Consider the following 19,488-nt stretch of genomic DNA (forward strand, 5'->3'; position numbering starts at 1 on the left):
CCAGAGAATGCGACCAGTTAGAGGAAGAAAAACAATTCTTCAACCGTAAATTAGAAAGTGGGGAAGAAGCTTTAGAACAGCTTATCCGTAAAAAAACTGCTCAACGAAATCAATTAGAAGAAGATTTTTTAAGAGTAAGAAAGGCGGAAAATGAATGCCAAGAATCGACTACCAAGAATTAAAAGGGCTATCCGATGAACTAACCAGTCTTAGACAATCGATTGTCTCTTATTTAAAAGAATACAATCGTGCCAATGACCATTTTGTAGAAGAAAATGAACTTCAAGGGCAAGCGTGGTCTTCTGCTAAAAGCTATCATCGAAATTATAAAACCATTTCAGATAGTATTTTTAACGCTCTATATGACTTAGACGACACACTTAAAGCGTATCTTGCCACCTTTAAAAGCCTTGTGGGAGAAGCTGAAAATAGGCTAGATACCGATGAGTTACAGGATTTACAAAATCAATTAAGACAGCTTCAAACACAAAAATTAGACTTTATGGAAGAAATGGCGAAAGTCTTTAAAGATGTACCTGTTTTGAAAGATTTTTTCGGACAACAGAGCATGTACGGAAAAATGAAAGAGATTGAATTGTTAAAACGATACGAACAATTTGAACGGCAAACCCAAGGGAATTTTGATAACGTTCATGAAACTATCGGGGCAATTCTACAAGGGTTAGCGTACATAGGAGATAGCAAGAATTTCGAAAGTGGGGCGAATGGGTATCATGCCTTGAATCTGAATTCGCTAGATTGGTACCAAAAACTGAACACTTACAATCAAGCTAATAAAAAAGACCGTTACGAACTGAAAGAAGTTAAAAATCAATATGGCACGTTTTACCAAGTCTTGAAAAATGGTAAAGTAGATAAAGAGGCGACCGAAGCCTATAATGAAATGGTGCTCGAAGAGCAATGGAACGAGTTTAAAGATAAACTAGATACGACTCTTGATGTCATTGATGCGTGGTCCTATTTAATTGGAAATACAGTAAAAGTTGTCGGAGGTGGAGCGACGACGATTGTTGGAGTAGTTGGAATTACAGGTTGTTTTGCGGTTGTCGAATTGGCAAGCGGTGGAACGGCAACGGTTTTCTTACCGGGAGTTGCGACAGCAGGTGTGGCCGTAGCAGGAACAGGAACGGCGATAATGGTGGATGGGCTAAATAGTTTTCAAAATGGTTATGAAGGCAACGTGATGTTTTCAAATAATGGGAAGATTACGAGTAAGACGATTAGACCGGGTAAGCCAATTGAAGCTACTATAAAAGGAAGAAAGTTGAAAATACGAGTTGATGCAGAGCCAGATGGTAATAAAATTCAAATTCAAGCGGGTAGTGGGGAACTATCAAGCTTAGATGAGAGAATTTTAGTTAACAAAATCACTGATAAGGCGAGTATTAAAAGTCAGATACCTAAAAAAATAATAAGGGCTTTGAGTAAAGGACAACTTGAGGAATTGATAAATAGAATTTGGAAAGCATTTATCTGGCTAACAACTAAATAAGGAGATAAAAAATGAGAATTTATGTGCAAATTAACTTAGTGGAAATAGCTTTAAATTATCGGGAATTAGCAGAAAAAATGTGGTTCAGTTGTTATAATCATAAAAAATTAGAACTCTCTCATATGGGAAATACTGAAACTTTACAAGAAGATTTTTCACTTTCTCTGAAATGGGATAAATGGTTGAATGATGATAGATGGACTAGTAGACTTACAGCTTCAAACCATGAACATATCTCTGTTGATCCGATTAGAAATAATACTATGTTATATTTTGAAACAGATCATGTCAATATTCTAACCGTAGATAAACGAGCCTTATACATTATGGTATGCGAGCTTGCAAAAGAGGTTCAAGGAACGATTAGTGATGATAATGAAGAAAATTGGTTAACACTTGAAGAATTTAAAGAAAAGCATCAAGAAATTCTAAACTTAACATTCGAAGAAGCGAATGAAATTAGCTTAAAAGAAGTGGAGACCATGACCCCAATAGATGAGCCTGAAGAAAATGAAGTTGATTATTCATGAATGGCAAACAAAAAAATTCTAAACTTAACATTTGAAGAAGCGAATGAACTAAGTTTGAAAGAAGCAGATATTATCGAATTGATGGAAGAACCTGAAAATAGTGAAGTTGATTACTAAAAAAATAGCTTGATGATTTTCAGTTCTTCTGAATTTCATCAAGCTATTTTTATTTTTTTAGTAGAGTGTAAACTTATAGATGTCGCGCTAGAAGACTTTTAGTAATCTCGCTAATTTGTTCTTTTTCAGGAATATCAGGAAGATTATCAATACCCTTTAAAGCTTTACGTGTATATTTTTCAGCTAATTCCTGTGCTTGAGAGACACCACCAAGGGATAAAACAAGCTGATGAACGGCTTGGATATCTTCATGAGTCATCTCCGCTTTTTTTGAAAGGTAAGGAGCAAAAGCTTTAGGATTTTTACGAATGGCGAAAATCAATGGAGCGCTGTAAACACCTTGACGCACGTCTTCTAAAACAGGTTTGCCAAATACTTCTGCTGATTGAGAATAATCAAGAATATCATCCATAATTTGAAAGGCCATGCCAATATGGCTGCCTATATAATAGCAAGAACGAGCAAACTTTTCAGTAGAGCCACCTTCTAATGCGCCCGAAAAACAACTTAATGCAAAAAGTTGAGCTGTTTTACCAGATATTTGCGTTAAATACTGTCTCATCGTAATTTTTTGATTGTATCGTAAGTGCATTTGATCCAACTCGCCCATTAAAATACGTTCCATGCCTCTAGTATCGATTTGAATGCTTTCAATTGAACTTGAATATTTTGATAATAATTTAAAACAAACGGTAAATAAATAGTCACCTGCATAAACGGCAACGTCTTTGCGGTATTTAGCTTGAATGGTTGGTGCACCACGTCTAAGTGGGGAATCGTCAACAACATCATCGTGAATCAATGTCGCCATGTGTAAGATTTCTAGAGCAGCTGCTACAGCTTGAATTTTTTTAGGATCTTGCGTAGTTCCAAATTTTGAAAATAAAATCGTGTAAGCAGGTCGCAAAAGTTTACCACCTGAATGAATCAACTCAATAATTGTTTTTTCAATATCTTTATTTCGGATTGTGATGCTGTTTTCCATTAAGTTTACGGTCGCTTCTAATTCTGTTTTAAGTTCAGGGTAAGCTTCCCATAGTGGATGAATCTTCATTGGGATTCTCCTTTCATACGATGATCAGAAAGTGGGTGATACATTGCTTTGAAATCGCGTAATGTTTGGACATGTTCTAATAAATAATTGGCGGCAATGCCAATAGCAATACCAGATAAAATACCTAAAAAGGCCAACACAGGCAAATAGAGCATGACCGTCCAAGTTTGAGCAATCCAACTGGCGATCATCAGTTGACCCACGTTATGTAAAATGCCACCAGTCGCACTGATTCCAATAATACTGACGCGTTTTGGTCCCAATTGTTTTACTGCTAGCATGCCAACGTAACTCAATAAAGCACCTGCGCAACTATACATGAATGTTGATAAGGTTCCACCTAATAATGTGGTCAGTAAAAGTCGCATCCAGACAACCGTAAAGCTGTCTTTAACTGGCAATGTAAAAATAGAAATAATTGTAATTAAGTTTGCTAAGCCAAGCTTTGCTCCAGGAGCAAAAGCAAATGGGAAGGGAATGCTGCGTTCAATAAGCCCGATTACAACTCCTTGTGCGGCTAGTAAAGCAATATAAACAATCTTTTGATTTCGAGTCATCTCGCTTTTCCTCCTTTAATGAACAATCATCTTTTAGTTTATCAAATCGCTCGTGTGGTTTCCATCTGCAAAGTGCCAATAGATGGCATTCCTTTTCATGGGTTAATGAGTGGAAATAGAAAGGTCTTAGTTCCATAGTGGTGGTTTGTTTCAACGAAAAAAGAACAAGAGGCAAAAAAGAATATGATGGGAGGCTCTTTTTATAGTGTGAAAAAAAGTCTATTTCTTCTCTCTCTCCTATTTTTTTGAATTGATTTTGTAAAAAAAAGAATGGCTAAGGCAGCATTTTTCATCTGCCTTAAACCATTAATTAAATGACTTATTTTCCGTCGTAAAGAGATTTAGGTGTTCCATACCACCATTTTCCAGCGACTTTTTGAACCCAAGGGATGACATAGTAGTCTAAACCAAAGGCACGACCAGAACCATTCATTAATGCAATAGCGGCGAAAATAAACCAAATATTTACCCAGTAGAACATACCTGATAATGCGAAGCTGATTACTAAAGCAATTGTAGCAGCATTGCTTAACCAAGTGAATAGACCTGCAATAATAGCAAGTGCAATTAATAATTCAATGATTGTCATTGTTTTTTGGAAGAATAAAGCAACTTCAGGAGTTGGGATCATTTTTTCCATCATCCATTCAAACCATTTAGGAGCTTTGTCAAAGACCATCATAGGTTCTTCGCCATATGCATAACTAAAACCGAATACAGGTTTTGCAGTTTCAACAACAGCATCAGCAGCGCCAGCAGCGGCTTCAGATGCACCACTTGTTGCTTCTTGTAACCAAGCAAATGGAAGTTTTACAGAATCGCCAAACCATGATTCTCCACCAAACCAACCAAAGGTTTTCTTACCGGCTTCAAGGAGCCACATACTACCGTAGAACACTCGAAGTGGAACACTCCATAGCACATTCCCATAACGAGATAAGTGACCACGGAAGATATTGCGTTTGTCTTTAATGTGGAAGAACTCATGCATAATGTATTGGAATGCATAGTATCCTGAACGAATATCAAAGAAGTATTTCAAATTAACAATGTGTTTCATTAAAATAGCTAAGAAACCACTTAAGTGAATTTTTTCAAATAAACAAGCAACGCCATAACGGCTACCGATTGATACCATGAATCCTTGATAATTTCCTTTGTATTCATGTTTTTCAGTACCGTCAATTTCAGCAATGATGTTAGCAGCTGCAGTATGAGCTGTACATTCAGCGGCTTGAACGATTTGTGGTGTTGGAGTATTTTCAAACTCTTCAAAGTACACTAAATCGCCAATAACGTAAACGTCTTTTAAATCTTTTGCTTCCATATATTGATTGGCAACTAAACGTCCAGCGCGAGCTGCTTCCATACCAAATTCAGCAGTATCAGAGTTCGCTCTAACACCAGCAGTCCAAATCAATGTGTGAGTTGGGATGCTTTCGCCTGATTTTAATAAGATATGATCTTCTTTCACTTCAACGATTGGTGAATCAGTTAAAATTTTAATGCCTTTTTTAGTCATGTAACGTTCTGCTTTACCAGCGTCATTACGATCTAACATATTTAAAATGGTTGGTGCAGCTTCAACTACATATAATGTAATTTCTTCAGCAGAAATTTTATTGTCTTTTGCAAGGCGTTCTTTCCATTCTAACAATTCTCCGACCATTTCAATCCCAGTAAATCCAGAACCACAGACAGTGAAAGTTAACATCGCTTTACGTGTTGCTTCATCGCGGATTTTAGCAGCTTTGGCTACTGTTTCTTCGATATGAGTACGTAATTTCATTGCGTCTTCCCATGACCATAAAGTGAAACCGAAATCTTTAACACCAGGGGTACCAAAGTCATTAGGTTCGCCACCCATACCTAAAACTAGGTAGTCATAGCTGTATGAACCTTGTTCAGTAGTAACCACTTTTGTATCGTGATTAATGTCAGTAACATTATCTGTTACTAATTTAACATTTTTCAAACGACAAAATAGGCGTTGTAAGTCATATTGAACAGCATTAGGCTCAACACGAGCGCCTGCTATTTCATGTAATTCAGTCATCATAGTGTGGTATGAGTGACGGTCGATCAAGGTAATCGTAACATCTTTGTTCTTCTTGTACTTTTTCGCTAACTTTTTAGTAGCAGCTACTCCAGCATAACCTGCGCCGATAACAACAATATTCTTTTCGGGCATTTTTTCCACTCCTTTGAGATAGTTATTTTTAAGAAATAATAATAGCAACTATAAATTATAGTTAAATGGTTCACAACCTTACTAATTATACAAGATTTAGTAAATTAAGTCTATGATTATCTTGTTATAAAAAATAAAACTTTTGTTATTCAAAAAAGTTTGTGAACAATTGTTCAAATTTGAACGAAAAAAGAAGATTCTAATAAAACTCTAATTGAAAACGTGATGAAATAAATAGACAAAAAATAAAAAAGTGAGTATGATGTTAATAGGTACTTACGGATATTGTGAACAACATAACATATAGCGTTTACAATTAGCCTTAAGTAAACTAAAAAGGATAAGGTGGGAATTTTATTATGGAATTCAAAAAAGTAATGACAATTGGGTCATTGGTTTTAGCTTCAACTTTTGTTTTAGCAGCTTGTGGTGGCGGAAACGACACTAAAAAAGACAGCTCAGACGACAAAACAAGTGAAGTAGCTAAAGATTCTTCTAAAGAAGAGTCAAAAGAAATGGTTAAAACTGCTGGTGGCGAATTAAAAGACGGCACTTATACTCTTGAAGAAAAAAACTTTGACGACAAAGGTTGGAAAGTAAACTTCAGCATGACTGTTAAAGATGGTAAAATTACTAAATCTGATTACGATTATTTAGATAAAGATGGCAAGAAAAAATCTGAAGACAAAGCTTACCAAAAAGCAATGTCTGAAAAAACAAAAGAAAAAATTGGACCTGCTGACTACATCCCAGCATTAAACGAAGAATTAGTTAAAGCGCAAGATGCAGCATCAGTTGACGTTGTAAGTGGCGCAACTCACTCATCAGAAGCGTTCAGAAACTACGCACAACAATTAGTTCAAGCAGCTCAAGCTGGAAAAACTGATAAAATTGAAATCGACAACAATGCGGATCTTAAAGATGGCACGTATTCATTAGAAACTAAAAATGCTTCAAACGGCTGGACAGAAACATTTGAAATGGTCGTTGCTGATGGCAAAATCACTGAATCTAAATACGATGGTACAAACGATAAAGGTGAATTAAAATCAGAAAACAAAGAATATCAAGAAAATATGTCTAAAATTGCTAAAGTTGGACCAGCAGATTACTTCCCAGCTTTAAACAAAGGATTAGTTGAAAAACAAAATCCAGGTGAAGTGGAAGTCGTAAGTGGCGCAACTCATTCATCAGAAAGCTTCAAACTATGGGCAGCACAATTAATCAACGCTGCTGAAAAAGGAAGCCAAGACAAAATCGTTGTTGATAACATCGTAATGTCTGAAAAAAAATAAGTCTAACGACTAATTGAATGAAAGTTTAAGGTCTTAGAGGTTTAATCACTCTAAGGCCTTTTCTTATGAAAATAGCTAGGAGATAAACTTGTAAAATAAAAGCGCCACTACTATAATGAAAAAGACAAATAGAGACGGATAGATGAGGGGCAATTATGAAGATGAAAAACAAACACTTACTTTTAATGAGCTTTTTCTTCGTTTTAGTAATCGGATTAGCCGGTTGTGGAGACGCAAAAGAAGAAAAGAAAGCAGCTATTCTTAAAGATCCTTATTCAGATACACAATTTTTAATGGGAACAGTTGTTAACGTGAAAATATACAATGAAGGCAAGGAAGACGTGTTAGAAAAAGCGTTTAACCGTGTAAAAGAACTAGCCGCTAAAATCACAGTGAATGAAAAAGGCTCTGAAATTGATGAAATCAACAACCAAGCAGGAGTTGCTCCTGTAAAGGTAACAGATGACATCTACTACTTATTAAAAGAAGCTTATCATTATAGCAAGACATCCGAGGGTGGATTTGATATGACGATTGGTTCGTTAACGGATCTTTGGCGAATTGGGTTTCCAGATGCTAGAAAACCAGCCCAAAATGAAATTGATGCTGTCTTACCATTAATTGACTATAAAAAAGTTGATTTTAACGATAAAGACAAAACCGTGTATTTACCTGAAAAAGGCATGCAATTAGATTTAGGTGCGATTGCAAAAGGGTATATTACAGATGAAGTTGTAAAAGTTTTAAAGGCAAACGATGTTGACACTGCGATTGTCGATTTAGGCGGGAATATTTTTGTTCTAGGACACAGCCCAAGAAAAGCAGACGCAGACTGGAACGTTGGAATTCAAGATCCAAATGAAACGCGAGGCACGACAATCGGGACCATTCCAGAAAGCAATCGTTCAATTGTAACGTCAGGTATCTATGAACGTTTTTATGAAGATCCAACAGACGGTAAAAAATACGATCATTTAATGGATGGAACAACAGGTTATCCATTCGATAACGATATTGCAGGCGTTTCAATTGTTTCGAAAAAATCCATCGATGGTGACGGGCTATCGACAGCTGTCTTTTCAAAAGGCGTTAAAGGCGGTTTAGCATTTGTTGATAACTTAGATGGCGTTGAAGCTATTTTTGTGACAAAAGAAAATAAGATTTATCTTTCAAAAGGCTTAGATGGTGTATTTAAACTAACAAGTGATACGTACACTGTAGAAAAACGTAGCTCATTGAAATAAGAAACTAAAGGAACGGGAGAAAATCGATGTCCTTCAAAACATTTTTAAAATTAGTAGAAATTCAAACGAAATTAGCAAGTTTATTTCCATTTTTATTAGGAACGTTATTTGCTAGTGTGTATTTTAAGCAATTCAATCTAATTAATACATTGTTATTTTTTGCAGGAATGTTGATATTTGATATGACGACAACCGCAATTAATAATTTTATGGATTATCAAAAAGCAAAAAATGCAGGTTATAAAGACAACGTCAATGTCATTGGGCAAGAAAAGATACCAGAAAATCTAGTGCGCACGTTGATTTGGATAATGTTGCTGATTGCAGCAGGCTTAGGGATTATTTTGACATGGCGAACGGATATTTTAGTCCTATTGATGGGCGGAATATGTTTCTTTATCGGTGTGTTCTACACATTTGGCCCTGTTCCGTTATCAAGAATGCCTTTAGGAGAGCTGTTTTCAGGTGTGACAATGGGATTTGGCATCTTTTTCATTTCTGTCTACGTCAATCTAACAGAAGGCACGCTGTTGGCATTTAAGTTTTTACCGCACCACCAATTTATCTTAACTGGTAATTATTTGGAAATAGCAACAGTATTGCTAGTATCGTTGCCATCCGTATTTACCATCGCGAATATTATGCTAGCCAACAATATCTGCGACTTAGAAGAAGACATCTCAAACCATCGTTACACGTTGCCTTTTTATTTAGGAAGAAAGCTAGCAATTCAACTTTTTAATTTTTTAATTTATTTTTCTTACGTAGCGATTATGGTAGCAGTTGTTTTAGGTGTCTATCATCCTATTATGTTAGGCGCTTTAATCAGCTTTATTCCAGTTAAAAAGAATCTAGCTATTTTTAACAAAAAACAAGTGAAATCAGAAACCTTCGTCATTTCGATCAAGAATTTGATTCTAGTAAACGGATCGCAAGTGTTATTTTTAGCCGTTAGTTTGTTATTTTAAATAAAAATAATAAAAGTTGATTTGACACATTTTACAAGGAATGTTAAATTATAAGATGATAGGTATCGGTCATAAAGAAAGTATGGTGGAAAAAATGACTAGTAAGAAAACAGCATTAGCATGTTCAGTATGCGGTTCAAGAAATTACGCTAAAAAGGTAAATGAAGGCAATCGCACAGAACGTCTAGAAATCAAAAAGTTCTGTAAATATTGTAATCAACACACATTACATCGTGAAACAAAATAAACTATTTTTTAAATGAATCTAAAATGTTCGGAGGTATAAAGATGGGTAAATTATTCGGCTATTTCGGTAGCGTTAAGCGTGAAATGCATGAAGTAACTTGGCCAACAAAAAAAGAATTAAGAAAAGCAATGATGACCGTTATCGGCACTGTATTTTTCTTTGTAATCTTCTTTATGGTTGTTGACTATGGCATTACATCAATTTTAGATTTATTTCTAAAAAAATAATTAAATTACTAGCGAGTATGCTGTAGTAATGGTATACTGACTGTATAAACAAGCGATAAGAAACCTTCTTTAGAATATTGAAGGTTTTTTTGTATGAATTTAAAATGATCGGTATAACGCCATGTAGTTTAAAATAAAAAAATAGGAGTGTTCATCGTGGAAACAGTAGAATTAGAAAAAAATTGGTACGTCTTACACACGTATTCTGGTTACGAAAATAAAGTGAAAACAAACATCGAATCTCGTGCAACAAGCATGGGAATGAACGATTACATTTTCCGCGTAGTCGTCCCTGAAGAAGAAGAAACCGAAACAAAAAATGGGAAAGAAAAAATCAACATGAAAAAAACATTCCCTGGATATGTTCTTGTAGAGATGATTATGTCTGATGATTCATGGTATGTTGTTCGTAATACACCTGGAGTAACAGGGTTTGTTGGTTCCCACGGTGCCGGTAGTAAACCAGCTCCACTATTAAAAGAAGAAATTGAAGTTATTTTACGTCGTCTAGGCATCAGCACGCGTCATCAAGAAATCGACTTTGAAGTGGGCGATACAGTCACAATCATTGAAGGTGCATTTAGTGGATTGATGGGTAAAATTACTGAAATCGACATGGAACGCGCTAAATTAAAAGTAAACGTAGATATGTTTGGTCGTGAAACAAGTACCGAACTTGATTTTGAACAAATCGACAAATTATAAACGAATAAAGAAAGTTCCTTTTAAAAAGGGACTTTTTTTCTATCTACCTGTAATAAGGAGGGGTTTTATGAAAAAAATCAGCTTCATTCTGTTTGTATTTGTGATTTTAATCGGAAGCACTATTTTCTATTTAAAGTGGAGTGACACAACAGGACAACCTAGATTGCCCAAAAAGAATGAACTATCAAAAGTTGCAAAAAAAGAAACGGTATCCGAATCCATTCCCACCATCTTTGTTCATGGGTACAGTGGTACCAAAAATTCATTCGGTGGAATGATTAAGCGACTGACTAAAGAAAAAGTAGCAACGCCTTCCTTAATAGCAACAATCACAAGCGATGGGAACATCACTTATGAAGGGGAATTCAATAAAAAAGCAAAAAATCCAATGATTCAAGTTTTATTTGCGGACAATAAAAGTACAGAAGAAAATCAAAGTTGGTGGCTACAAGAATTAATGCAGTCCTTAAAAACAAAATATGGAATTGAAAAAGTGAACGCCGTGGGACATTCAATGGGTGGTGTGGCCTTAACTAATTATGTGACGGCAGTTGGGATAAACGACGCCTATCCTGAGGTAAAAAAACTCATTCTAATCGCAGCACCAATCAACGGTCTTGAAATTGGAGAAGATGGCATAACTAATTATGATCTGACAGAGAGCGGACCAAAAATGCAAACAGAACGCTTTGCCAATTTCGCTACATTAAAAGAAAGAATTCCATCGGAACTAGCCGTTTTAACGATAGCTGGCGATAAAGAAAATGGAACGAAAAGTGATGGTTCTGTTTCAGTTGCTAGCGCATTGTCAGCAAAATTCATTTATCAATCCCAAGTGACGGATTACCGAGAAATGGTATTTACAGGTATAAAAGCGAGTCACAGTCTGCTTCATGAAAATACAGGCGTTGACAAGGCAGTTGCCGAATTTTTGTGGTCAGAATAAACACTGCAAAAAAAATAATTTAAAGGTTGAAAAACACAAATGAATTTGATATAGTATGTAGGTACGTTTTGCGTATGTAAGAAAGTGGGAGGGGAAATATTAACCCCATTAACCACATCACGGACTCAATCAAGGAGGTATGTCTCGTGGCTAAAAAAGTTGTTAAATTAGTTAAATTGCAAATACCTGCAGGAAAAGCAAATCCAGCTCCACCGGTAGGACCTGCATTAGGTCAAGCACAAGTAAACATCATGGGATTCTGTAAAGAGTTCAATGCACGTACTGCTGATCAAGCTGGACTAATCATTCCAGTAGTAATTTCTGTATATGAAGATCGTTCATTTACATTTATTACAAAAACACCACCTGCTGCTGTTTTACTTAAAAAAGCTGCTGGTATTGAATCTGGTTCAGGCGAACCAAACACTAAAAAAGTTGCGACAGTTAAACGCGATAAAGTTAGAGAAATCGCTGAAACAAAAATGCCTGACTTAAACGCTGCAAATGTTGAATCTGCAATGCGTATGGTCGAAGGTACTGCAAGAAGCATGGGGATTACAATCGAAGATTAATCTTCATCAACCGCTTCTTACGTATCGACTCAATAGCTAATTCATTAGCTTTGAGGATTAAGTGGGAGGTAAAACCGTTATAACCACAATCAAGGAGGAAAAAGAACATGGCTAAAAAAAGCAAACAATATCAAACTGCCCTTAAGCAAGTTGATGTTTTAAAAGCTTATTCAGTAGAAGAAGCAGTTGCATTAGTAAAAGAAATCGATTTTGCTAAATTTGATGCAACAGTAGAAGTCGCTTATAGACTTGGTGTTGACCCTAAGAAAGCTGACCAACAAATTCGTGGGGCAGTTGTTCTTCCAAATGGAACAGGTAAAACACAACGCGTTTTAGTATTTGCTAAAGGCGAAAAAGCTAAAGAAGCAGAAGCAGCAGGCGCAGATTACGTAGGTGAATCTGATCTTGTTCAAAAAATCAGTGGCGGTTGGTTCGATTTCGACGTAATCGTTGCTACTCCAGATATGATGGGTGAAGTTGGTCGTCTAGGACGTGTTCTAGGACCTAAAGGATTAATGCCTAACCCTAAAACTGGTACTGTTACAATGGACGTTACAAAAGCAGTTAACGAAATCAAAGCTGGTAAAGTAACTTACCGCGTTGATAAAGCTGGTAATGTACAAGCTCCAATTGGTAAAGTATCGTTTAGTACTGACAAATTAATTGAGAACTTTAAAACAATCAACGATACAATGTTGAAAGTTAAACCTTCTTCAGCTAAAGGTCAATACATCAAAAACATTACTGTAACAACAACTTTTGGCCCTGGCGTAAAAGTTGACCAAAGCTCTTTATAATCAATAACTAAAATTTTACTTGACCTAGATGATTGTACTTGTTACAATCATCTAGGTTAATAAATATTTACCGAAGACAGTAGGTGACGCAAGTCTTAATTTCCTACCGAGGATCATACTATGTGCAAACATATAATAATCCCTCTATGTCTAAGGTGACATGGGGCTTTTTGCTTTTCATGACTACAAGAGCTTGTTCTGCAAGTCGGAGTAGACAAAGGAACGCAAAATGAGTCTTATAGAAGTGGTCTTATGACAGTTTTTATGATTCTTATTTTAAATCCCCAGACAATCTATCAGGAGGTGAAACTTACACATGAGTCAAGCAGCAATCGCTACAAAACAAGTAATCGTTGAAGACGTAACAAAGAAATTTGAAGCAGCAGCTTCAATCGTCATTGTTGACTATCGCGGATTAACTGTTGAAGAAGTTACAGAATTACGTAAACAATTACGTGACGCTGGTGTTGAGATGAAAGTTATTAAAAACTCTATTCTTAGCCGTTCAGCTGAAGCAGCTGGTTTATCTGGTTTAGGAGATATCTTTAAAGGTCCTACTGCTATCGCATTCAGTAATGAAGATGTTATTGCACCTGCAAAAATCATCAATGAATTTGCTGAAAAAGCTGAAGCATTAGAGATTAAAGCTGGCGTTATTGAAGGTAAAGTTTCTTCAAAAGAAGAAATCGAAGCTCTTGCAAAACTTCCAAATCGCGAAGGTTTGTTATCTATGTTACTTTCAGTACTACAAGCACCAGTCAGAAATACTGCACTTGCTTTCAAAGCAGTGGCAGATTCAAAAGAAGAAGTGGCTTAATTACGAGTTGCAATTTTTTTGAAACAAAACAAGCAATCTAAAAAATATACCCAATAATGGAGGAAATTAACAATGGCATTAAACATTGAACAAATCATTGCTGATGTGAAAGAAGCAACAGTATTAGAATTAAACGACTTAGTAAAAGCAATCGAAGAAGAATTTGGCGTTACTGCAGCTGCTCCTGTAGCAGCTGCTGGTGTTGCAGGTCCTGCAGCAGCAGAACAAACTGAATTTACAGTAGAATTAACTTCTGCTGGAGATCAAAAAATTAAAGTAATCAAAGTAGTTCGCGAAGCTACTGGCTTAGGTCTTAAAGAAGCTAAAGCATTAGTTGACGGAGCTCCTACAGCAATCAAAGAAGGCGTATCTAAAGATGACGCTGAAGCTATGAAATCTCAACTTGAAGAAGTTGGAGCTTCTGTAGAAGTTAAATAATCATTTTTAATGATGGGAGAAGACGCACAGTTTACTGTGTGTCTTTTTTTTGTGAATAAATAATAAATAGGAAGTTATCCAGTTGTGGAAAACTTTTTCCAACCTCGAACATGCCATTCATCCACAGTAAAGAAAAAAGAATGTTTTTTGTGGATAAGTCTGTCTTTTTTCGAATGTATGTTCTATAATGTGGGGAGTTACATAAAGAAAGTTGGGTGTGTATGAATCAAAAGAATCGTTTATCTGTAAGGAAATTGGTTGAGTTTGTATTAAAAAAAGGCAGTATTGACGAACGTTATACAGGTTCTTCGCATACTGCAATCGAAGGCACAAAGATTCATCAAAAAATTCAAAAAGAAGCTGGGGATAACTATCAAAAAGAAGTGTTCCTAAAAAAAGAGCTGTTAATAAATAAACGAGATTACTCCATCGAAGGACGAGCAGATGGCGTTGTAGAAGAAAAAACAGGAGAATATTGGATTGATGAAATCAAAACCTCTGAAATAGCCTTTGATTTGATTCCTGATAATACTCTAGATCTATTTTGGGGACAACTAATGTGTTACGGGTATTTATTAGCTGTGGAAAAAGAATTAACTGAAATTGAATTGCAGTTAACCTACTACGAAACATTGGAGGAAAAAATAACTCGATCTAGAAAAAAAGTAACCTTTACTGAATTAGCCTCTTTTTTTAATCACTTAATTGAACAATATGAAAAATGGGTGATTTTTAATGACAATTGGCGTATTCTACGCAATCAATCCATTAAACAACTTCCTTTCCCCTATGGCGATTATCGTTCAGGTCAAAGAGAATTGGCTGTTGCAGTATATAAAACGATTGTAACGGAACAAAATTTATACTGTGAAGCGCCAACTGGAATTGGCAAAACAATGTCTACTTTATTTCCAGCGGTGAAATCGATTGGGGAAGAGAAAGCTGAAAAATTATTTTATTTAACAGCTAAAACCATTACACGTCAAGTAGCAGAAGATGCAGTCGAACAAATGGAACGAAATGGAGCAAAACTAAAGAGTGTTACGTTAACGGCTAAAGATAAAATTTGTTTTTTAAATGAACGTAAATGTGATCCGGAACATTGTGTATTTGCACGAGGCTACTATGATCGATTGAATGAAGCACTATTTGAATTGCTTCAGCAAGAAAATCATTTTACAAGAGACATTGTGGAAAATTATGCTAGAAAATACACGCTATGTCCGTTTGAATTGTCTTTAGATATTAGTCTATGGTGTGATATTATTATTTGCGATTATAATTATTTGTTTGATCCGATTGTTTATTTGAAGCGTTTTTTTAACGAGGAAAAAAACGACTATGTTTTTTTGATTGATGAAGTCCATAATTTAGTTGATCGGTCACGGGAAATGTTCTCGGCAAGTTTATCAGAACAAAAAATAGCACTAGTATACAAGGAGTTGTTGAAAGAAGATCAGAAACAACGACGTGTGATGAACCGCCTGATAAAAGATTTTAAAAGTTTTAGAACAAACTGTGGAGAACGAGATTTTATGACTCAAAGCGAACCTGCGGATTTATTTTTAAAACATGTAACTAAATTTACTGAGGGCACTAAGGAATGGTTGTTGGCGAATCAACAATCTAGCAGTCATTCGAAAATGGTAGAGCTTTATTTTGAGGCGCTAACGTATTTAAAAATTTCAGAGCTTTATGACGAACGATACGTAACTTATGTTCATTTAGTAGGAGAGGATGTACTTATTAAACAATTTTGTTTAAATCCTTCTTTTCTAATCAATCAAACGTTGAAGCGTGGAAAAGCCTCTGTTTTATTTTCAGCAACCTTGTCTCCGATTAATTATTTTGCGCAATTGCTAGGAGGAGAGGAAAAGCCTTTGATGTATCAATTGCCTTCGCCTTTTAAGCAAGAACATCAATTTTTAGCAATTGCGAATTACATTGATACTCGTTACCAAGTGCGGCAGGATAGCTATCAACCAATTGCAAGTGCTTTAAATATAATGGTTAGTCAAAAAAAGGGGAATTACTTATTCTTTTTTCCGTCCTATCACTATTTAGAAGCGGTTTATCAAGTATTTATTGAAAACAATCCGACAATAGAGACTGTAGTTCAAGAAAGAGTCATGGATGAAGGGCAACGTGAATCGTTTTTAAAGAAGTTTAAAAATGCTCCGGAATCAAGTTTAGCTGGTTTTTGTGTACTGGGAGGGATTTTTTCAGAAGGGATTGACTTAAAAGGTGAACGCCTTATTGGTGTGGCTATAGTTGGCGTGGGGCTGGCACAGTTGAATGTAGAAGCTGACTTGGTACGAAAACATTATCAACTCGAAAACCAGGAGGGGTATCAATTTGCCTATCAAATCCCTGGTATGAATAAGGTTCTACAGGCTGCAGGTCGTGTAATTAGAAGTGAAATGGATCGTGGTGTTGTCTTATTATTGGACCAACGTTTTAATGCTAAGAGATACAGGGAGTTATTCCCAGAGCATTGGCAAAGAATGGAAATTAGTCGTAATGAAAGTCAGTTGAAGCAACAGGTAGGTGCATTTTGGGAACAAAAATAAAGATTGCTATGAAAGGATTTCTTTCATAGCAATCTTTTTTATTTACAAATTATACCTAGTGGGGTATAATTTGTTTTGGATACGGTAGGAGGTATTTTTAGTGTTCTCCTAAATGAATCGTAAAGACTGAAAGGATTGTGTATAACATGTTTTTCTTTAAAAAAATTCCCAGTATCACAACAAAAGAGTTAGAAGAAATGTTACCTAAGAAACCGATGATTGTTGATGTTCGTGAGCCACAAGAGTTTAGTGGTGGCCATATTTCTATTGCTAAAAATATTCCGTTAAAAAAGGTGCGTAACTATCAAACTAAAGCACCTGTTTACATTATTTGTCAGTCTGGTATGCGAAGCAAACAAGCGGTGAAGCTATTACGAGCGAAAGGGATAGATGCAGTCAACGTTAAGGGCGGAATGATGAGTTGGTCTGGCAAAGTTAGAGGAGGAAAATTATAATGAAATTTGTTATTATAGGTGGAGTAGCTGGTGGGATGTCAGCGGCTACTCGTTTAAGAAGATTGAACGAAGATGCGGAGATTATTGTGTTAGAAAAAGGACCCTATGTATCTTTTGCAAATTGTGGCTTGCCTTATTATGTTTCAGGAGAAATTCAGCAACGCCAAGAATTGCTAGTACAAACACCAGAACAATTAAAGGCACGTTTTCAACTAGATGTTCGACCATTTAGTGAAGCCATTTCAATTGATGCTGAAAATAAAGTGGTACAGGTTCGAAATGATGAAGGAGAGTATTCTTTGTCTTATGACAAGTTAATTTTATCGCCAGGAGCCAAACCGTTTATTCCGCCTATTAAAGGGTTGGATCAAGCAAGCAATGTCTTTACCCTTAGAAATGTACCGGATGTTGACCAAATTATGAAATTTACCATTAGTCAAAATCCGAAAAAAGCGATGGTTATCGGTGCTGGGTTTATCGGTTTGGAAATGGCCGAAAGTTTAGCAAAAAGAGGGATAGACGTAACCATTGTCGAAAAAGCGCCTCATGTACTGCCTCCTATTGATGAAGAAATGGCCGCTTTTGTTACCAAAGAATTAAAAGCCAATCAAGTAACGGTTTTGACAGGAACGTCAGCAACCGCCTTTACGAACAACGGTCGAAGTGTTTTGTTGGAAAATGGCGAAGAAATTGCAACAGATTTAATTATTTTATCAGTTGGCGTTCAACCTGAAAATACATTGGCTCTACAAGCTGGTATTGAAACAGGAATGCGTGGAGGAATTCTAGTAGATGAACACTATCAAACGAGTCAAAAGGATATTTATGCTGTTGGCGACGCTATTTTGGTGAAACAATTTACGAGCCAAGAAGATGCGTTGATTTCTCTAGCATCTCCTGCTAACCGACAAGGTCGACAAGTCGCAGATGTTTTATCAGGTATCCCCCGCAAAAATTTAGGAAGCTTAGGTACAGCAATTGTTCGCGTCTTTAGCCAAGCAGTTGCTTCAACCGGCTTAACAGAACGCCAATTAATGGCCCTTGGTCTAGAGTATAAGAGTGTCCACGTTCAAGGGAAAAGCCATGCTGGGTATTTTCCTCATGCAGAAGGAATTTTGCTGAAACTGTTATTTAATCCTACAACAGGGGAATTGTACGGCGCTCAGGCAATTGGGAAAGATGGCGTGGATAAACGCATTGATATTATTGCAACGGCGATTAAAGGTCGTTTGACTGTTGAGGATTTACCAGAATTGGAATTTAGCTATGCACCTCCATTTGGCTCTGCAAAAGATCCAGTGAATATGGCGGGTTATGCTGCATTAAACATTATGGAAGGTATTTCTGAGTCGATTCAGTGGTATGAATTAACAGAAAAACAAGCAGAAGGAGCCTTTTTATTAGATGTTCGAACAACCAATGAGGTAGCTCAAGGTAGTTTAAAAGGTGCGTATCACATTCCGTTAGATGATTTGAGATGCCGTCTTCATGAATTGCCAAAAGACAAAGAGATTATTGTAAGTTGTCAAAGTGGATTACGTAGCTATCTTGCAGAACGTATTTTAAAACAATCAGGTTATCAAGCGAAAAATTTAGACGGCGCATTTAACCTGTATTCAACTATAAAACCAGAGGAGATCGTAAAATAATGTATCAATCAATTACAATGCCAGAATTTGAACAATTAGTGAAACAAGGGGGAGTATCCATCCTAGACGTTCGTGAACCGAATGAATTTAGTGGAGGTCATATTAAAGAGGCTGTTTTAATGCCTTTAAATTCTATTCCAGAACAATTAGATCAATTAAATAAAGAAGAGACTTATTATGTTATTTGTCATTCTGGCATGCGTTCAGCATCAGCAAGTGCTTTTTTAGCAGGAGAGGGTTATAACGTTATCAATGTCATGGGTGGCATGTCTGCTTGGAAAGGAGAGACTCTTAGTGGAATGTGATAAAAAAATATTAAATCGTCTGAAACGTTCAGAAGGTCAAATTAGAGGCGTTTTGAAAATGATAGAAGAAGAGCGAGAATGCCAAGATGTTATCACGCAACTTTCAGCAGTCCGTTCAAGTATTGATAAAGTAATGGGGATTATGGTAGCTGAAAATCTTGTTCAGTGCATTGAAGAAAGTGACAATAGCAAAGAAGTCTATGAACAGCGCGTTAAGGAAGCAATTGATTTAATTGTAAAAGTAAAATAAAGAAAAAACGCTGTATCCATTGGATACAGCGTTTTTTTTTG

Annotated in this window: 22 protein-coding genes and 1 other annotated feature; of the genes, 19 read left to right on the top strand and 3 right to left on the bottom strand. The window is 36.1% G+C overall.

The annotated features are described in order from the left end of the window. From CDIMF43_RS02870 to CDIMF43_RS02880, 3 genes are all read left to right on the top strand, one after another. The coding region (locus CDIMF43_RS02870) for a hypothetical protein (RefSeq protein WP_162532904.1) at positions 1 to 182 on the top strand (182 nt) is incomplete at its 5' end. Continuing rightward, positions 155 to 1,513: a T7SS effector LXG polymorphic toxin gene (locus tag CDIMF43_RS02875; RefSeq protein ID WP_109841146.1), complete on the top strand. Its 1,359-nt coding sequence runs from the start codon at positions 155 to 157 to the stop codon at positions 1,511 to 1,513. The genes CDIMF43_RS02870 and CDIMF43_RS02875, both read left to right, overlap by 28 nt. Before the next feature lie 11 nt (positions 1,514 to 1,524). Further along, entirely contained in the window at positions 1,525 to 2,043 is a 519-nt protein-coding gene (locus tag CDIMF43_RS02880) for a hypothetical protein (protein ID WP_109841147.1), read from the top strand. 190 nt (positions 2,044 to 2,233) lie between these two features. Here CDIMF43_RS02880 and CDIMF43_RS02885 read toward each other — a convergent pair whose 3' ends face one another. The 3 genes from CDIMF43_RS02885 to CDIMF43_RS02895 form a co-directional block, all read right to left on the bottom strand. Continuing rightward, entirely contained in the window at positions 2,234 to 3,214 is a 981-nt protein-coding gene (locus CDIMF43_RS02885; protein ID WP_109841148.1) for a polyprenyl synthetase family protein, read from the bottom strand. Then, positions 3,211 to 3,771 (bottom strand): Gx transporter family protein, encoded by a 561-nt coding sequence (locus CDIMF43_RS02890; protein ID WP_074402145.1) that lies wholly within the window; start codon positions 3,769 to 3,771, stop codon positions 3,211 to 3,213. Before CDIMF43_RS02890 ends, CDIMF43_RS02885 begins: the two co-directional genes overlap by 4 nt. A 319-nt stretch (positions 3,772 to 4,090) precedes the next feature. Then, the gene (locus CDIMF43_RS02895; RefSeq protein ID WP_109841149.1) at positions 4,091 to 5,962 is read right to left on the bottom strand and encodes an FAD-dependent oxidoreductase; all 1,872 of its coding nucleotides are present in this window, start codon (positions 5,960 to 5,962) and stop codon (positions 4,091 to 4,093) included. Positions 5,963 to 6,321: 359 nt separating this feature from the next. Here CDIMF43_RS02895 and pplA point away from each other — a divergent pair, with 359 nt between their 5' ends. The 16 genes from pplA (at position 6,322) to CDIMF43_RS02975 (ending at position 19,447) form a co-directional block, all read left to right on the top strand. Continuing rightward, complete coding sequence (gene pplA, locus CDIMF43_RS02900; protein WP_074402147.1) at positions 6,322 to 7,257, top strand: extracellular electron transfer flavoprotein PplA; 936 nt, start codon at positions 6,322 to 6,324, stop codon at positions 7,255 to 7,257. A 161-nt stretch (positions 7,258 to 7,418) separates the two neighbouring features. Beyond that, positions 7,419 to 8,501: an FAD:protein FMN transferase gene (locus CDIMF43_RS02905; protein ID WP_074402358.1), complete on the top strand. Its 1,083-nt coding sequence runs from the start codon at positions 7,419 to 7,421 to the stop codon at positions 8,499 to 8,501. 26 nt (positions 8,502 to 8,527) lie between these two features. Further along, positions 8,528 to 9,469, top strand: coding sequence for a 1,4-dihydroxy-2-naphthoate polyprenyltransferase (gene menA / locus CDIMF43_RS02910; RefSeq protein ID WP_109841150.1), 942 nt, complete (start codon positions 8,528 to 8,530; stop codon positions 9,467 to 9,469). Between the two features lie 94 nt (positions 9,470 to 9,563). Further along, positions 9,564 to 9,716: a 50S ribosomal protein L33 gene (gene rpmG / locus CDIMF43_RS02915; RefSeq protein WP_074402359.1), complete on the top strand. Its 153-nt coding sequence runs from the start codon at positions 9,564 to 9,566 to the stop codon at positions 9,714 to 9,716. 41 nt (positions 9,717 to 9,757) lie between these two features. Beyond that, positions 9,758 to 9,943 carry a preprotein translocase subunit SecE gene (gene secE / locus CDIMF43_RS02920; protein ID WP_074402149.1) on the top strand — a complete coding sequence of 62 codons (186 nt, stop codon included), beginning with the start codon at positions 9,758 to 9,760 and terminating at the stop codon, positions 9,941 to 9,943. 156 nt (positions 9,944 to 10,099) lie between these two features. Then, positions 10,100 to 10,648 carry a transcription termination/antitermination protein NusG gene (nusG, locus tag CDIMF43_RS02925; RefSeq protein WP_034572203.1) on the top strand — a complete coding sequence of 183 codons (549 nt, stop codon included), beginning with the start codon at positions 10,100 to 10,102 and terminating at the stop codon, positions 10,646 to 10,648. Positions 10,649 to 10,715: 67 nt separating this feature from the next. After that, positions 10,716 to 11,594 (top strand): alpha/beta fold hydrolase, encoded by an 879-nt coding sequence (locus tag CDIMF43_RS02930; protein ID WP_109841151.1) that lies wholly within the window; start codon positions 10,716 to 10,718, stop codon positions 11,592 to 11,594. A 146-nt stretch (positions 11,595 to 11,740) separates the two neighbouring features. Then, on the top strand, positions 11,741 to 12,166 hold the full coding sequence (gene rplK, locus CDIMF43_RS02935) for a 50S ribosomal protein L11 (protein WP_034572199.1): 426 nt from the start codon (positions 11,741 to 11,743) through the stop codon (positions 12,164 to 12,166). 107 nt (positions 12,167 to 12,273) lie between these two features. Beyond that, on the top strand, positions 12,274 to 12,963 hold the full coding sequence (gene rplA, locus CDIMF43_RS02940) for a 50S ribosomal protein L1 (protein WP_074402152.1): 690 nt from the start codon (positions 12,274 to 12,276) through the stop codon (positions 12,961 to 12,963). 52 nt (positions 12,964 to 13,015) lie between these two features. After that, positions 13,016 to 13,145 (top strand) — a sequence feature (ribosomal protein L10 leader region). A gap of 134 nt (positions 13,146 to 13,279) precedes the next feature. Beyond that, on the top strand, positions 13,280 to 13,780 hold the full coding sequence (gene rplJ / locus CDIMF43_RS02945; protein WP_034572195.1) for a 50S ribosomal protein L10: 501 nt from the start codon (positions 13,280 to 13,282) through the stop codon (positions 13,778 to 13,780). A gap of 72 nt (positions 13,781 to 13,852) precedes the next feature. Continuing rightward, entirely contained in the window at positions 13,853 to 14,218 is a 366-nt protein-coding gene (rplL, locus tag CDIMF43_RS02950; RefSeq protein ID WP_074402153.1) for a 50S ribosomal protein L7/L12, read from the top strand. Positions 14,219 to 14,439: 221 nt separating this feature from the next. Next, positions 14,440 to 16,788 carry an ATP-dependent DNA helicase gene (locus CDIMF43_RS02955; protein ID WP_109841152.1) on the top strand — a complete coding sequence of 783 codons (2,349 nt, stop codon included), beginning with the start codon at positions 14,440 to 14,442 and terminating at the stop codon, positions 16,786 to 16,788. Positions 16,789 to 16,934: 146 nt separating this feature from the next. Continuing rightward, positions 16,935 to 17,243, top strand: a complete 309-nt coding sequence (locus tag CDIMF43_RS02960) for a rhodanese-like domain-containing protein (protein ID WP_074402155.1) — start codon at positions 16,935 to 16,937, stop codon at positions 17,241 to 17,243. Beyond that, on the top strand, positions 17,243 to 18,892 hold the full coding sequence (locus CDIMF43_RS02965) for an FAD-dependent oxidoreductase (RefSeq protein ID WP_109841153.1): 1,650 nt from the start codon (positions 17,243 to 17,245) through the stop codon (positions 18,890 to 18,892). Before CDIMF43_RS02960 ends, CDIMF43_RS02965 begins: the two co-directional genes overlap by 1 nt. Then, a complete protein-coding gene (locus CDIMF43_RS02970) occupies positions 18,892 to 19,197 on the top strand; it encodes a rhodanese-like domain-containing protein (RefSeq protein WP_109841154.1) in 306 nt (101 codons plus the stop codon). The genes CDIMF43_RS02965 and CDIMF43_RS02970 overlap by 1 nt, the downstream gene beginning before the upstream one ends. Next, complete coding sequence (locus tag CDIMF43_RS02975; protein WP_109841155.1) at positions 19,145 to 19,447, top strand: metal-sensitive transcriptional regulator; 303 nt, start codon at positions 19,145 to 19,147, stop codon at positions 19,445 to 19,447. Before CDIMF43_RS02970 ends, CDIMF43_RS02975 begins: the two co-directional genes overlap by 53 nt. Positions 19,448 to 19,488 lie beyond the last annotated feature (41 nt).

This window comes from Carnobacterium divergens, assembly GCF_900258435.1.
GTDB lineage: Bacteria > Bacillota > Bacilli > Lactobacillales > Carnobacteriaceae > Carnobacterium > Carnobacterium divergens_A.

What these genes read in the sequence shown, in the direction of transcription:
- CDIMF43_RS02875 (WP_109841146.1), top strand. Translation starts at nt 155, where the DNA reads ATGCCAAGAATCGACTACCAAGAATTAAAAGGGCTATCCGATGAACTA.
- CDIMF43_RS02880 (WP_109841147.1), top strand. Translation starts at nt 1,525, where the DNA reads ATGAGAATTTATGTGCAAATTAACTTAGTGGAAATAGCTTTAAATTAT.
- CDIMF43_RS02885 (WP_109841148.1), bottom strand. Translation starts at nt 3,214, where the DNA reads ATGAAGATTCATCCACTATGGGAAGCTTACCCTGAACTTAAAACAGAA.
- CDIMF43_RS02890 (WP_074402145.1), bottom strand. Translation starts at nt 3,771, where the DNA reads ATGACTCGAAATCAAAAGATTGTTTATATTGCTTTACTAGCCGCACAA.
- CDIMF43_RS02895 (WP_109841149.1), bottom strand. Translation starts at nt 5,962, where the DNA reads ATGCCCGAAAAGAATATTGTTGTTATCGGCGCAGGTTATGCTGGAGTA.
- pplA (WP_074402147.1), top strand. Translation starts at nt 6,322, where the DNA reads ATGGAATTCAAAAAAGTAATGACAATTGGGTCATTGGTTTTAGCTTCA.
- CDIMF43_RS02905 (WP_074402358.1), top strand. Translation starts at nt 7,419, where the DNA reads ATGAAAAACAAACACTTACTTTTAATGAGCTTTTTCTTCGTTTTAGTA.
- menA (WP_109841150.1), top strand. Translation starts at nt 8,528, where the DNA reads ATGTCCTTCAAAACATTTTTAAAATTAGTAGAAATTCAAACGAAATTA.
- rpmG (WP_074402359.1), top strand. Translation starts at nt 9,564, where the DNA reads ATGACTAGTAAGAAAACAGCATTAGCATGTTCAGTATGCGGTTCAAGA.
- secE (WP_074402149.1), top strand. Translation starts at nt 9,758, where the DNA reads ATGGGTAAATTATTCGGCTATTTCGGTAGCGTTAAGCGTGAAATGCAT.
- CDIMF43_RS02930 (WP_109841151.1), top strand. Translation starts at nt 10,716, where the DNA reads ATGAAAAAAATCAGCTTCATTCTGTTTGTATTTGTGATTTTAATCGGA.
- rplA (WP_074402152.1), top strand. Translation starts at nt 12,274, where the DNA reads ATGGCTAAAAAAAGCAAACAATATCAAACTGCCCTTAAGCAAGTTGAT.
- rplJ (WP_034572195.1), top strand. Translation starts at nt 13,280, where the DNA reads ATGAGTCAAGCAGCAATCGCTACAAAACAAGTAATCGTTGAAGACGTA.
- rplL (WP_074402153.1), top strand. Translation starts at nt 13,853, where the DNA reads ATGGCATTAAACATTGAACAAATCATTGCTGATGTGAAAGAAGCAACA.
- CDIMF43_RS02955 (WP_109841152.1), top strand. Translation starts at nt 14,440, where the DNA reads ATGAATCAAAAGAATCGTTTATCTGTAAGGAAATTGGTTGAGTTTGTA.
- CDIMF43_RS02960 (WP_074402155.1), top strand. Translation starts at nt 16,935, where the DNA reads ATGTTTTTCTTTAAAAAAATTCCCAGTATCACAACAAAAGAGTTAGAA.
- CDIMF43_RS02965 (WP_109841153.1), top strand. Translation starts at nt 17,243, where the DNA reads ATGAAATTTGTTATTATAGGTGGAGTAGCTGGTGGGATGTCAGCGGCT.
- CDIMF43_RS02970 (WP_109841154.1), top strand. Translation starts at nt 18,892, where the DNA reads ATGTATCAATCAATTACAATGCCAGAATTTGAACAATTAGTGAAACAA.
- CDIMF43_RS02975 (WP_109841155.1), top strand. Translation starts at nt 19,145, where the DNA reads ATGTCATGGGTGGCATGTCTGCTTGGAAAGGAGAGACTCTTAGTGGAA.